Here is a 14,079-nt window from a genome sequence, read left to right as displayed (position 1 = left end):
TACGTAATGACATGGTATCTCTCGCATCCCAGGGCATAAGCGACTCCATAAACGGGTTCTTATGCCTTAGTTGTAAGTGTCTACCATGTCCCCGAACAAGTGTTCACTATGTCCCCGGACCGTACACTCCCACGGGGAGAGGGAGAAGGGTGTTAAGCATAGCCGCCACCCGGCAAGGGTTTAAAATCGAGAATCAACCGCCGCAGCCAGCTTCTCCAGCAGCAGCTCGCTGTCTTCCCAGCTCAGGCACGGGTCGGTAATCGACTGGCCGTACACCATCTGCTGACCGGCCACGATCTTCTGGGTGCCTTCCTTGATAAAGCTCTCCGCCATAATCCCCGCAATGGCGGTCGAGCCGCTGCGGATCTGCTGGCAGATCTCATCGCAGACGTCCAGCTGGCGGCGGTGCTGTTTCTGGCAGTTGCCGTGGCTGAAATCCACTACCAGGTGCTCCGGCAGGTCAAATTCAGCCAGCGTTTCGCAGGCGGCGGCGATATCCTGCGCGTGGTAATTCGGTTTTTTACCCCCGCGCATGATGATGTGCCCGTACGGGTTGCCGCTGGTCTGGTAGATGGTCATCTGACCGTTTTTGTCCGGCGAGAGGAACATATGGCTGGCGCGCGCCGCGCGGATCGCATCAACCGCGATACGGGTGTTGCCGTCGGTACCGTTCTTGAAGCCCACCGGGCAGGAGAGAGCCGATGCCATTTCACGGTGGATCTGGCTTTCGGTCGTGCGGGCGCCAATCGCGCCCCAGCTGATGAGGTCGGCGATAAACTGCCCGGTCACCATATCCAGAAATTCGGTGGCGGTCGGCACGCCCAGCTCGTTGACCTGCAGCAGCAGCCTGCGCGCCAGGGCAATCCCGTGGTTCACCCGATAGCTGCCGTTAAGATCGGGATCGGAAATTAACCCTTTCCAGCCCACGACGGTTCGCGGTTTTTCAAAGTAGGTGCGCATTACGATCTCAAGGCGATCCTGATACTTCTCACGCAGCGCCTGAAGGCGTTTGGCATAATCGACTGCCGCATCCAGATCGTGAATGGAGCAGGGGCCAATCACGACCAGGAGACGCTTGTCTTCACCATTGAGGATTTTTTCGATACGGCGACGGGAGGCCGTCACGTGCTCCGCAACCTCTGCGGAGACGGGGTGCAGCCGGGCCAGTTCAGCCGGTGTGACCAGGCTATCAATGCGCGCAGTGCGCAGTTCGTCGGTTTTGTTCATGGAATGTCTCAGAAATTTTTTGCTTCATCGGCAGACTACCGGGAAGTGATGGGCATCACCTTAAACCAATCCCTGCTGATTTCAAGTTCGGGGCGCGCCGCCCCGGGAATAAGCAGCATAATAACTGAAACTGGATTAATGTACTAGCATATTAGTACATGCGGCGATTCAGGCCCATAATATCGAGGATCTTGGTGGCAATTTCTTCTACCGAATAGTTGGTGCTGTTCAGCCACGGGATCTGATTTTTCCGGTACAGCGCTTCCACTTCGGAGACCTCCATTCGACACTGGCGCATCGACGCGTAGCGGCTGTTCTCCCGGCGCTCCTCGCGGATCGCCGCCAGCCGTTCCGGGTTGATGGTCAGGCCAAACAGCTTGTGCTGGAGCGGCTTGAGCGCGGCGGGCAGCACCAGGTTGTCCATGTCATCGGCAATAAAGGGGTAGTTAGCGGCGCGAATGCCAAACTGCATCGCCAGGTAGAGGCTGGTAGGCGTTTTACCGCAGCGCGACACGCCGAGCAAAATGACCTGCGCCTGATCCAGATTACGCAGCGAGATCCCGTCGTCGTGCGCCAGGGTGTAGTCAATGGCGGCAATCCGGGCATCGTACTTGGTCAGGTTTCCGGGGTTCAGCCCGTGGGTACGGTGGGCAATTGGCGTCGGGTCGAGCTTCAGCTCGCTTTGCAGCGGCGCAACCAGCGCCTGCACGATATCCTGACAGAAGCCTTCGCTTTGCAGAATGATGTTGCGGATCTCGGGAATCACGATGGAGTAGAACACCAGCGGGCGAACGCCGGTCTGCTGGTAAATGGCGTCAATCTGGTCCTTCACCGCCCTGGCCCGGCTCTCGTTTTCCACAAACGGCAGCGTGATGCTGTTTATCGACACCGGGAATTGCGACATCACCGCGTGTCCCAGCACCTCGGCGGTGATCGCCGTCCCATCAGAAATATAAAAAACGTGGCGATCGACAGCATTATCCATTTTATCCACCCTGAATAGCGTACGTAATTGCCTGAAAGCATAAATTAAAAAAGTTAATTGCACAGCAAAGAACTTATCCGAATTTAAAATGAAATGGTGTTTTTGATTTTCCTGAAAAGTGGATTTCATTTCCTGAATAGCGGCTTTATTTCTATGGTTTTTGGCGGAATCTATAGGAATCATCGGGTTAGCGAGTGCAGGGAAAGTGTCCGAAAAGTTGAAAATTTAAATTGCTTACACGATTCACCGTTTTTTTAGCGGAAATAATTATGCCAGTATAAATACGTAGTCAGGTGTTTCTTACTCCGATCAAATATCACAAAAGGATTGTTTCGATGTCCAACAATGGCTCGTCACCGCTGGTGCTTTGGTATAACCAACTCGGCATGAATGATGTAGACAGAGTTGGGGGCAAAAATGCCTCCCTGGGTGAAATGATTACAAATCTGTCTGGTATGGGTGTCTCCGTACCTAACGGGTTTGCCACAACCGCCGACGCGTTTAACCTGTTTTTAGACCAGAGCGGTGTAAACCAGCGCATTTACGACCTGCTGGATAAAACGGATATTGATGACGTAACCGAGCTTGCCAAAGCCGGTGCGCAAATCCGCCAGTGGATTATCGACACACCTTTCCAGCCGGAACTGGAAAAAGCCATTCACGACGCGTACAACCAGCTCTCCGCTGACGATGCGCAGGCCTCCTTTGCCGTGCGCTCTTCCGCCACCGCGGAGGATATGCCGGATGCCTCATTCGCCGGGCAGCAGGAAACGTTCCTCAACGTCCAGGGCTATGATGCGGTGCTGGTGGCGGTGAAGCACGTCTTTGCCTCGCTGTTTAACGACCGCGCCATCTCCTATCGCGTGCATCAGGGCTATGACCATCGCGGCGTTGCGCTCTCTGCCGGCGTTCAGCGCATGGTGCGCTCCGACGTGGGCTCCTCCGGCGTGATGTTCTCCATCGATACGGAATCCGGCTTCGACCAGGTGGTGTTTATCACCTCCGCGTGGGGCCTGGGCGAGATGGTGGTGCAGGGGGCCGTGAACCCTGACGAATTTTACGTGCATAAACCGACGCTGGCGGCCAATCGTCCGGCGGTGGTGCGCCGTACCATGGGCTCGAAAAAAATCCGCATGATCTATGCCCCTACCCAGGAGCATGGCAAGCAGGTGAAAATTGAAGATGTGCCGCAGGAGCAGCGCGATCGCTTCTCCCTGACCGACGCCGAAGTAGAAGAACTGGCGAAGCAGGCGGTGCAGATTGAAAAACACTACGGCCGTCCGATGGACATCGAGTGGGCGAAAGACGGTAACACCGGCAAGCTGTTTATCGTGCAGGCGCGCCCGGAAACCGTCCGTTCACGCGGTCAGGTAATGGAGCGCTACACGCTTCATTCGCAGGGTAAAATCGTGGCCGAAGGTCGCGCTATCGGACATCGCATTGGTGCCGGTCCGGTGAAGGTGATCCACGACATCAGCGAAATGAACCGTATCCAGCCCGGCGACGTGCTGGTCACCGACATGACCGACCCGGACTGGGAACCGATCATGAAGAAGGCGGCCGCTATCGTTACCAACCGCGGTGGCCGTACCTGCCACGCGGCTATCATCGCCCGCGAGCTGGGGATCCCGGCGGTGGTCGGCTGTGGTGATGCCACCGAACGCATGAAGGATGACCAGAAGGTTACGGTGTCCTGCGCGGAGGGCGATACCGGCTACGTGTACGCCGATATTCTCGACTTCAGCGTGAAAAGCTCAAGCGTGGACACCATGCCGGATCTGCCGCTGAAGATCATGATGAACGTGGGTAACCCGGACCGCGCGTTTGACTTTGCCTGCCTGCCGAACGAAGGCGTAGGCCTGGCGCGTCTGGAATTTATCATCAACCGCATGATCGGGGTGCACCCGCGCGCGCTGCTGGAGTTCGACGACCAGGACGCGAAGCTGCAAAACGAAATCCGCGAGATGATGAAGGGCTACGACTCGCCGAAAGAGTTTTATGTCGGTCGCCTGACGGAAGGGATCGCCACCCTCGGCGCGGCCTTCTATCCGAAACGCGTGATCGTGCGTCTGTCGGACTTTAAGTCCAACGAATACGCTAACCTGGTGGGCGGCGAGCGCTACGAGCCGGAAGAAGAGAACCCGATGCTCGGCTTCCGCGGGGCAGGCCGTTACGTGTCGGAAAGCTTCCGCGACTGCTTCGCGCTGGAGTGCGAGGCGGTGAAGCGCGTGCGCAACGACATGGGGCTGACCAACGTGGAGATCATGGTCCCGTTCGTGCGTACCGTGGAACAGGCGAAAGCGGTGGTGGACGAGCTGGCGCGTCAGGGGCTGAAGCGCGGCGAGAACGGGCTGAAGATCATCATGATGTGTGAAATTCCGTCTAACGCCCTGCTGGCCGAGCAGTTCCTGGAGCACTTCGACGGCTTCTCCATTGGCTCGAACGACATGACGCAACTGGCGCTCGGCCTGGACCGCGACTCCGGCGTGGTCTCTGAGCTGTTCGACGAGCGTAACGAGGCGGTGAAGGCGCTGCTCTCCATGGCGATTCGCGCGGCGAAGAAGCAGGGTAAATACGTGGGCATCTGCGGTCAGGGCCCATCCGACCATGAGGACTTTGCGGCCTGGCTGATGGAAGAGGGGATCGATAGCCTCTCCCTGAACCCGGACACCGTGGTGCAGACCTGGCTGAGCCTGGCAGAGCTGAACAAGTAAGGCCTTCTTAACCTGAATAAGGCGAGGATATATGTCCTCGCCTTTTTTATTTTCCTGCGAATATGCTCACCATCACAAATAATACAAAAAACCAAATATCATAATTTATCTGTTAATTTAGACAATTGTTAGCGAGCAATGCGTTGCTAATACTTGAGCCTTACCGCGTACCGCCTTCGGGACGATATGCAACTGGTTGAAATACGTTTTAACCTGATAAAAAGGCAAATAACAATGACAATCTCCTCTGTACTGCGTACCAAAGATAAAATAGGTTATGGCTTAGGTGATATGGCCAGCGCGCTGGTCTGGCAAACGGCAACGTTATTTCTCGCTTATTTCTATACGGACGTATTCGGTTTACCGGCGGCCATTATGGGCACCATGTTTTTAGTGGTGCGCGTGGTCGATGCCTTTGTTGATCCCTGTATTGGCGCGCTGGTGGATCGGACGCAGACCCGCCACGGCCGTTTTCGCCCCTGGCTGCTGTGGTTTGCCATTCCGTTTGGCGTAAGCTGCCTTATTACCTTCTATGTGCCGGATGCCGGGGATACGGCAAAAATTGTCTACGCCTGCGTAACGTACGCCATCCTGAGCCTAATCTACTCCGCGATTAACGTGCCCTATTGCGCTATGCCCGGCGCGCTGACGCTCGACCCGCGCGAGCGCCATTCGCTGCAATCCTGGCGCTTTGGCCTGTCGTTTATCGGCGGGCTGATTGTGACGGTTATCGCGCTGCCGCTGGTCTCTTTATTAGGTCAGGGCAACGTGCAGAAAGGCTATTTCTATGCCATGAGCCTGATGGGGCTGCTGGGCATTGTTTTATTCTTCTGCTGCTTCTTTATGACCCGGGAGCGTTACTCGCCGCGTAATGATACCTCCGGCTCGATGCTGACGGATTTAAAACTGCTGGCCGGTAACAGCCAGTGGCGAATTGTTTTTGTATTTAATATTTTACTGTTAACCGCCGTCGTGACGCGCGGCTCCGCCACGATGTATTACGTTAACTATGTTCTGCTGCGCCCGGAGCTGGTCTTTGCCTTTATTGTTTCCGGCATGGTGGCCTCCCTAAGCGGGGCATTATTATCGGAGCGCCTGCTGGGGAAATTTGATCGCGTTCGCGCCTACCAGTGGACCATTATTTCCTTCGTTATTTTTGGCGCACTGATTTTCTTCATTCCCCCTTCTCAGGTGTGGCTGATATTCGGACTGAATATTGTCTTTAGCTTTATTCAGAACCTGACCACGCCGCTGCAATGGACCATGTTCTCAGACGTGGTGGATTACGAAGAGCATCGTAGCGGCCGCCGTCTGGACGGGCTGGTCTTTTCTACCGCACTGTTTGCCATCAAGTTTGGCCTGGCGCTGGGCGGTGCCGTGGTCGGCTGGGTGCTCGGCATGGTGGACTACGCGCCGGGGCAGGCAAACCAGGCGCCCCACGTGCTCGCCACCATCAACGCGCTGTTCACCCTGATCCCCTGCGCGCTGTTCCTCTGCATGGTGGCGCTCCTTGCCGTCTACAAACTCAACAGCAGGCTGGTGGATTCCATTGCCCGTGAGCTGGCCAGCAGGCGCGACATTCGAAACGATGCAGGGCAGCCCAGCCCGGCAACCCAATCCGCACTACAGGAGTAAACCATGACTGTGATCTACAAGGACGCGGGACGTCCCGTACACGAGCGCGTCGCCGATTTACTGGCGCGCATGACGCCGGAAGAGAAATTTGCCCAGATGCACGCGTACTGGCTGATCCTTGACGAAAGCGGCAACCACCGCGAGCGCAGCGACTTAAGCGACGAGTTTGCAGGCGTAAGCGAACAGGCTTCGCTTGGCGAAAGGCTGAAGCTGGGCGTGGGTCAGATCACCCGTCCGCTCGGGACGCACATTGTGGATGCGAAAACCGGCGTGCGTGCCGCCAATCGCCTGCAGCGAATGATGATGGAAGAGACGCGGCTCGGCATTCCGGCGCTGTTTCACGAGGAGTGCCTGGTGGGGCTGCTGTGCAAAGGGGCGACGCTGTTTCCGTCCTCGCTGAACTACGGTTCAACATGGGATCCGGCGCTGGTGCAGTGCGCGGCGGAGCAGATTGGCAAAGAGGCCCGTTCCGTCGGCTGTCAGCAGGGGCTGGCCCCGGTGCTGGACGTCTCCCGCGACGTGCGCTGGGGGCGCACGGAGGAGACCTTCGGTGAAGATCCGTGGCTGGTCGGCGTAATGGCCACGGCGTACGTAAAAGGCCTGCAGGGCGATAAGCGCGATCTGCTCGCGACCCTGAAACACTACGTCGGCCACTCCTTCAGCGAAGGGGCGCGCAACCACGCGCCGGTCCATCTCGGCTTTAGCGAACTCAATGATACCTTCCTGCTGCCGTTTGAAATGGCGGTTAAGCTGGCAAACGCCGGTTCGGTGATGCCTGCCTATCACGATATTGATAATCAGCCCGGGCACAGCGACCACTTCCTGCTGACTACCGTGCTGCGCGAACGGTGGGGCTTCGACGGCATTATCGTGGCGGACTACGGCGGAGTGAGCCTGCTGCACCAGCACCACGGCATTTCTCACGATCCGGCGGAATCGGCGGCGCTGGCCTTCAACGCCGGGCTGGATGTGGAACTGCCGAAGGATGACTGCGCGCGCCATCTGGCGGAGGCGCTAGAGCGCGGGCTGATCTCAATGGATAAGGTGGACGAGATTGTGGCGCGGGTGCTGGGTGAAAAATTCCGCCTCGGGCTGTTTGAAAACCCGTACGCCGATGAAGACGGTATCGATTTGCAGAACGAGGCGACCCGACGGGTGGCGCGTGACGTTGCCACCGCATCAATAACGCTGCTGGAAAATAACGGCATTTTGCCGCTCAGCGGAAAACCGCGGGTAGCGGTGGTGGGGCCAACGGCAGACGATCCGCTGGCGCTGCTGAGCGGCTACAGCTTCCCGGTTCACCTGATCATCAGCGATATGGTTGAAGAGACCTCACAGGTAACGACGCCGCGCGCGGCGCTGGAGCAGTATCTTGGCGCATCGCAGGTTCGTTACGCGAAAGGGTGTCACATTATCGAAAAACGGATGGCGGGGGCGCCGGTATTTCCGGGCGACAGCGGCGGTAAACCGATGCAGCAATCGCCGGTTTCCCGACGCACGGACCTGATCCCCGAGGCCGTAAGCGCGGCAAAAGAGAGTGACGTGGTGATAGCCTGCGTCGGCGATCTCGCCGGGCTATTCCAGAGCGGCACCGTGGGGGAAGGCTCGGATACGGATTCGCTAAACCTCCCGGGCGTGCAGCAGCTGCTGCTTGACGCGCTGGTGGCAACCGGCAAACCGGTGATCGTCGTCATGACCGGCGGACGTCCCTATAACCTCCAGGGGCTGGAGGATAAGGTAGCCGCGCTGATGATGGCCTGGGCGCCGGGGCAGGAAGGGGGATGGGCGATTGCCGATGTGCTGACCGGGCGCGCCGAACCGCAGGGCAGGCTGGTGGTGAGCGTACCGAAAAGCGCCGGCGCGATGCCGTATTACTACAACCACAAGCTCAAAAGCGGCGGCACGCCGTTTGCGTTCCATTTCGGCGCGCGCTACCCGTTTGGCTTCGGCCTCGGCTGGACGCGGTTCCGCTGGGGAGCGGCGCGCCTGGCGGAAAGCCGCGTCCCCGTTGGCGCAGAGGTGACGCTAAGCGTGGATATCACCAATACCGGCGAGCGCAGCGGCAGCGAAGTGGTGCAGGTGTATGTGCGCGATAAGGTCGCCACGCAGGTTCGCCCGCTTCAGGAGCTTAAGGCCTTCCAGCGCGTCACGCTTTCACCGGGAGAAACCGCCACGCTGACGTTTACCCTGCCCGTAGAGATGTTCAACTTCACGCGCCGTGACGGGAAGCGAATCGTCGAGCCCGGGGAGTTTGAGCTACAGGTTGGCGCATCCTCAGCGGATATTCGCGAGGTGGTGACGGTGCAGGTGACCGGGGAGACGCGGGAGCTGGCGGACGAGTGGCAGATGCTCAGCCGCTGCGATATCACGCGCGCCTGAACGTAAAAAGGATAAAAAAAAGCCCATCGTGGGAGATGGGCAAAGACTACACACAGCAATTCGTTGTTTCACTCAGGGGATTTCCATGCTTATAAATCAAGGTGTTGATTTATAACCGTGTCCTAATAGTAGGCATGGCAACTTTTTGAGTCGATCGGATTCGTCTCAATAGTTAAAGAGAGGTAAAGATTTCTTGAGGATAACGGCGCTATCAGGCGCGAAAAGGCGGGTCTGACCAGTGCGCAGAGATTAAATAGTTTAGCGTCGTTTAAGTATTATGGCGAAGTGTGTAGGCCGGGTGGCACAATACCGCCCGGCAAAACCCTTACTGCGCGTTCTTGTCTTCCAGCTCTTCAAGTTCGCTTAAGATGACGTCCGGATCGGTTCCCGGCGGCGGCACCTCATGCACCCAGGCGGAGAAGAGTCGCCACGTCACCGCGAGCAGAACCGGGCCGATGAACAGGCCAATCATGCCGAAGGCAATTAACCCCCCGATAACCCCGGACAGGATCAGGATCAGCGGCAGGTCGGCCCCCATGCGGATGAGAAGCGGACGGATGACGTTATCCATGGTGCCCACCACGCAGCTCCAGACCAGCAGCACCGTGCCCCACGTGGTGTCACCCGTCCAGTAAAGCCAGATGATGCTGGGGACCAGCACCAGCAGCGGGCCAAGCTGCGCGAGGCAGGTCATCAGCATGATGACGGTGAAAAGCGTGGCGTACGGCACGCCGGAAATCGCCAGACCGATACCGCCCAGCACCGCCTGCACCAGCGCCGTCACCACCACGCCCAGCGCAACCGCGCGCACGGCCTGCGCGGCCAGCAGCACCGCCGCGTCGCCGCGTTTACCCGCCAGTCGGGTGGCGAAATGACGCACGCCCAGCGCAACCTGCTCGCCGCGCCAGTAGAGCAGGGCGCTAAAGACCAGCATCAGCGCACAGTGCATCATAAAGCGGCCAACGTGGGCGGCCTGACCCACAAACCAGGTGGTGGTCGTGCCGATGTACGGACGCACTTTCGCCATCAGGGCGCTGCCGCCCATCTCGAGCAGGCCGTGCCAGCCGCTGTACAGCTTCGCGCCCACCACAGGAATGCTGTTCAGCCACGCGAGATCGGGCAGCGTCATGTCCCCGCTGGTGACCGCGCGAATGACCGGGCCGCTGGTATCAACCAGGCTGTTCACCAGCAGCGCAACGGGAATGATAAACAGCAGGAACAGCAGCAGCGTCATCACCAGCACGGCGAGGCCGCGACGACCAAACAGCAGCTTCTGCAAACGTAAGAGTAAAGGCCAGGTGGCGACGACCACGGTAGCGGCCCATGCAAAGCCGAGCACGAAAGGCCGAACAATCCACAGACACGCAATAATCATGAGGGCCAGGAACAGCACCGACAGTAAAATTTGCGCAACATCCCTGGGCTGGCGAAGGTTGACCATAAATAAAACTTTCCTTAAAAGAACGCCAGCCTGGCTGGCGGGAACGTAAACCGCATCTCTTTAATCATTAATGATCTCAGCGATTTTTGACAGGCGAATTCTGCCTGTAATTCTGCTGAGCGTATAAGAAAAAAATGTGATAAAAAGTTGTGATACAACGCAAACGATTCCCACCACTCTAATTAGGGTCGACAGTAATGATCCCACAGATTTCTCAGGCACCTGGCGTCGTTCAGCTGGTGCTTAATTTTTTGCAGGCACTGGAGCAACAGGGTTTTACAGGTGATACCGCCACCAGCTACGCCGACAGGCTGACGATGGCGACCGATAACAGTATCTACCAGCTTCTTCCCGATGCCGTCGTTTTCCCGCGCTCTACCGCCGATGTGGCGCTCATCGCCCGCCTGGCGTCCCAGGAGCGCTTCGCGACTCTGGTCTTTACCCCTCGCGGCGGCGGTACGGGCACCAATGGGCAGGCGCTGAATCAGGGCATCATCATCGATATGTCCCGCTATATGAACCGCATCATTGAGATCAACCCTGAAGAGGGGTGGGTGCGCGTGGAGGCGGGGGTAATCAAAGATCGGCTGAATCAGTTCTTAAAACCGTATGGCTATTTTTTTGCCCCGGAGCTGTCCACCAGTAACCGCGCGACGATTGGCGGGATGATCAATACCGATGCCTCCGGGCAGGGCTCGCTGGTCTACGGTAAAACCTCCGATCACGTCATGGGCGTGCGGGCGGTGCTGCTGGGGGGCGATATTCTCGACACCCGGCCGATGCCGGTCGAGCTGGCCGAAACGCTGGCAAACGAGAGCACCACCAGCGGGCGCATTTATCGCACCGTGCTGGAGCGCTGCCGCGATAATCGCGAGCTGATCCTCGAAAAATTCCCTAAGCTCAACCGCTTCCTGACGGGCTACGACCTGCGTCACGTCTTTAATGACGACCTCAGCCAGTTCGATCTCACCCGCGTGCTGACCGGTTCAGAAGGCACGCTGGCCTTTATCACCGAAGCGCGGCTGGACATCACCCCGTTGCCGAAGGTGCGCCGCCTGGTAAACGTCAAATACAACTCCTTTGACTCGGCCCTGCGCAACGCGCCGTTTATGGTGGAGGCGCGGGCGCTGTCGGTGGAAACCGTCGATTCAAAAGTGCTGAATCTGGCGCGGGAAGATATCGTCTGGCATTCGGTGAGCGAACTGATTACCGACGTGCCGGATAAAGAGATGCTTGGCCTGAACATCGTCGAATTTGCCGGCGATGACGCAGAGCTCATCGAGAGCCAGGTAAATACCCTCTGCCAGCGTCTGGACGAGCTGATTGCTCAGGGCGAAGGCGGCGTCATTGGCTGGCAGCTGTGTAACGATCTCTCCGGCATTGAGCGTATCTACGCGATGCGTAAAAAGGCGGTGGGGCTGCTCGGCAACGCCAAAGGCGCGGCCAAGCCGATTCCGTTTGCGGAAGATACCTGCGTGCCGCCGGAGCACCTTGCGGATTACATCGTGGAGTTCCGGGCCCTGCTCGACGGCCATGGCCTGAGCTACGGCATGTTCGGACACGTTGACGCCGGCGTGCTGCACGTACGCCCGGCGCTGGACATGTGCGATCCGCAGCAGGAGATCCTGATGAAGGAGATCTCCGACGAGGTGGTTGCCCTCACCGCAAAATACGGCGGTTTGTTGTGGGGCGAGCACGGCAAGGGATTCCGCGCCGAGTACAGCCCGGCGTTCTTTGGCGAGCAGCTCTACGCCGAGCTGCGCAAGGTTAAAGCCGCGTTCGACCCGGATAACCGCCTCAATCCGGGTAAGATTTGCCCGCCGGAGGGCCTTGATGCGCCCATGCTGCAGGTAGACGCCGTTAAGCGCGGTACCTATGACCGCCAGATCCCGATTGCGGTCCGCTCCTCCTGGCGCGGCGCAATGGAGTGTAACGGCAACGGGCTGTGCTTCAACTTCGATGTGAAAAGCCCGATGTGTCCGTCAATGAAAATCACCAGCAACCGTATCCACTCCCCGAAAGGGCGTGCGACGCTGGTGCGCGAATGGCTGCGCCTGCTGGCCGATCGCGGCATCGATCCGCTCAGGCTGGAGCAGGAGCTGCCGGAAAAACGCGCCAGCCTGCGCGGGCTTATCGAACGCACCCGCAACAGCTGGCATGCGAATAAAGGCGAATACGATTTCTCGCACGAAGTGAAAGAGGCGATGTCCGGCTGCCTGGCGTGCAAGGCTTGCTCGACACAGTGTCCGATTAAAATTGACGTGCCGGAGTTCCGTTCGCGCTTCCTCCAGCTGTACCACACGCGCTATCTGCGCCCGATGCGCGATCATCTGGTGGCGACGGTGGAGAGCTACGCGCCGATAATGGCGCGCGCGCCGAAGACCTTTAATTTCTTTATCAATCAGCCGCTGGTGCGCAGGGTCTCTGAAAAACATATCGGCATGGTGGATCTGCCGCTGCTGTCAACGCCATCGTTGCAGCGTCGGCTGGTGGGACACCGCTCGGCGAACATGACCCTGGAACAGCTGGAAGCGTTAAGCCCGGAGCAGAAGGCGAAGGTAGTGCTGGTGGTGCAGGATCCGTTTACCAGCTATTACGACGCGCAGGTGGTGGCCGATTTCGTCCGCCTGGCCGAAAAAATCGGCTATCAGCCGGTCGTGCTGCCGTTCTCACCGAACGGCAAGGCGCAGCACATTAAGGGCTTCCTGACCCGCTTTGCGAAGACCGCGCGCAAGACCTCTGACTTCCTGAACCGCGTGGCGCAGCTCGGCATGCCGATGGTTGGGGTCGATCCGGCGCTGGTGCTCTGTTACCGGGATGAGTACAGGCAGACGCTCGGCGACAGGCGCGGTGATTTTCACGTCCTGCTGGTGCACGAATGGCTGCCTGGGGTGCTGGAACAAACGGCGCCTCAGGAAGCCAGCGGTGAACCCTGGTATCTGTTTGGGCACTGTACCGAAGTTACCGCGCTGCCGACGGCGCCTGCCCAGTGGGCGTCCATCTTTGCCCGCTTTGGCGCGAAGCTGGAAAGCGTCAGCGTGGGCTGCTGCGGTATGGCCGGAACCTACGGGCATGAAGTGAAAAACCACGCCAGCTCGCTCGGTATTTATGAGCTGTCCTGGCATCAGGCGATGCAGCGCCTGCCGCGCAACCGCTGTCTGGCGACGGGGTATTCCTGCCGCAGTCAGGTCAAACGCGTGGAGGGTAACGGCGTACGCCATCCGTTGCAGGCTTTACTGGAGATAATGGGATGATCTGGAAACGTGCGGTCACGCTGGAAGCCTTAAACGCCATGGGCGCGGAGAACATGGTCGGTTTGCTGGACATCCGCTTCACGCGCATTGGCGACGACGAGCTGGAAGCGACGATGCCGGTAGACAGCCGAACCCATCAACCGTTTGGCCTGTTGCACGGCGGCGCGTCCGTCGTGCTGGCCGAAACGCTGGGGTCGGTCGCGGGCTATCTGTGTACGGAAGGGGAGCAGAAGGTGGTAGGTCTGGAGGTTAATGCCAACCATATCCGCTCCGTTCGCAGCGGGCGCGTACGCGGCGTCTGCCGCGCGCTGCACGCCGGAAGCCGTCATCAGGTGTGGCAGATTGATATTCTGGATGAGCAGGAGCGGCTGTGCTGTTCGTCCAGGCTAACGACGGCAGTTGTGTAAAGTTTCCAGATGTCTTGCTTTTGGTCAAAAATTAGCC

8 protein-coding genes and 1 other RNA gene are annotated in these 14,079 nt (G+C 58.5%); 5 read left to right on the top strand and 4 right to left on the bottom strand.

Translation table 11 applies throughout. The features are described 5' to 3' along the window. Positions 1 to 180 precede the first annotated feature (180 nt). Both aroH and ppsR read right to left on the bottom strand, forming a co-directional pair. Positions 181 to 1,227 (bottom strand): 3-deoxy-7-phosphoheptulonate synthase AroH, encoded by a 1,047-nt coding sequence (gene aroH, locus OWK27_RS02480; RefSeq protein ID WP_176610554.1) that lies wholly within the window; start codon positions 1,225 to 1,227, stop codon positions 181 to 183. Positions 1,228 to 1,378: 151 nt separating this feature from the next. After that, positions 1,379 to 2,212, bottom strand: coding sequence for a posphoenolpyruvate synthetase regulatory kinase/phosphorylase PpsR (ppsR, locus tag OWK27_RS02475; protein WP_023620693.1), 834 nt, complete (start codon positions 2,210 to 2,212; stop codon positions 1,379 to 1,381). Positions 2,213 to 2,547: 335 nt separating this feature from the next. Between ppsR and ppsA the strand changes: the two genes are divergently transcribed. The 3 genes from ppsA (at position 2,548) to OWK27_RS02460 (ending at position 8,940) form a co-directional block, all read left to right on the top strand. Then, positions 2,548 to 4,926 (top strand): phosphoenolpyruvate synthase, encoded by a 2,379-nt coding sequence (gene ppsA / locus OWK27_RS02470; protein ID WP_267589748.1) that lies wholly within the window; start codon positions 2,548 to 2,550, stop codon positions 4,924 to 4,926. Positions 4,927 to 5,160: 234 nt separating this feature from the next. Further along, positions 5,161 to 6,561: an MFS transporter gene (locus OWK27_RS02465; RefSeq protein WP_193356235.1), complete on the top strand. Its 1,401-nt coding sequence runs from the start codon at positions 5,161 to 5,163 to the stop codon at positions 6,559 to 6,561. Between the two features lie 3 nt (positions 6,562 to 6,564). After that, positions 6,565 to 8,940, top strand: coding sequence for a glycoside hydrolase family 3 N-terminal domain-containing protein (locus tag OWK27_RS02460; RefSeq protein WP_267589747.1), 2,376 nt, complete (start codon positions 6,565 to 6,567; stop codon positions 8,938 to 8,940). An 11-nt stretch (positions 8,941 to 8,951) separates the two neighbouring features. Here OWK27_RS02460 and rprA read toward each other — a convergent pair. Next, positions 8,952 to 9,059, bottom strand: an RNA gene (gene rprA / locus OWK27_RS02455) — antisense sRNA RprA. 206 nt (positions 9,060 to 9,265) lie between these two features. Next, positions 9,266 to 10,381 (bottom strand): AI-2E family transporter YdiK, encoded by a 1,116-nt coding sequence (ydiK, locus tag OWK27_RS02450; RefSeq protein WP_148419014.1) that lies wholly within the window; start codon positions 10,379 to 10,381, stop codon positions 9,266 to 9,268. 197 nt (positions 10,382 to 10,578) lie between these two features. Here ydiK and OWK27_RS02445 point away from each other — a divergent pair, with 197 nt between their 5' ends. Both OWK27_RS02445 and menI read left to right on the top strand, forming a co-directional pair. After that, on the top strand, positions 10,579 to 13,635 hold the full coding sequence (locus tag OWK27_RS02445; protein ID WP_267589746.1) for an FAD-binding and (Fe-S)-binding domain-containing protein: 3,057 nt from the start codon (positions 10,579 to 10,581) through the stop codon (positions 13,633 to 13,635). Further along, positions 13,632 to 14,042 carry a 1,4-dihydroxy-2-naphthoyl-CoA hydrolase gene (menI, locus tag OWK27_RS02440; protein WP_148419010.1) on the top strand — a complete coding sequence of 137 codons (411 nt, stop codon included), beginning with the start codon at positions 13,632 to 13,634 and terminating at the stop codon, positions 14,040 to 14,042. Before OWK27_RS02445 ends, menI begins: the two co-directional genes overlap by 4 nt. Positions 14,043 to 14,079: the final 37 nt, after the last annotated feature.

Source organism: Enterobacter cloacae complex sp. 2022EL-00788 (assembly GCF_026627565.1).
Classification (GTDB): Bacteria; Pseudomonadota; Gammaproteobacteria; order Enterobacterales; family Enterobacteriaceae; genus Enterobacter; species Enterobacter pasteurii.
Note: the sequence above shows the minus strand (reverse complement) of the source record. Positions and strands in the feature narration are given on the sequence as shown.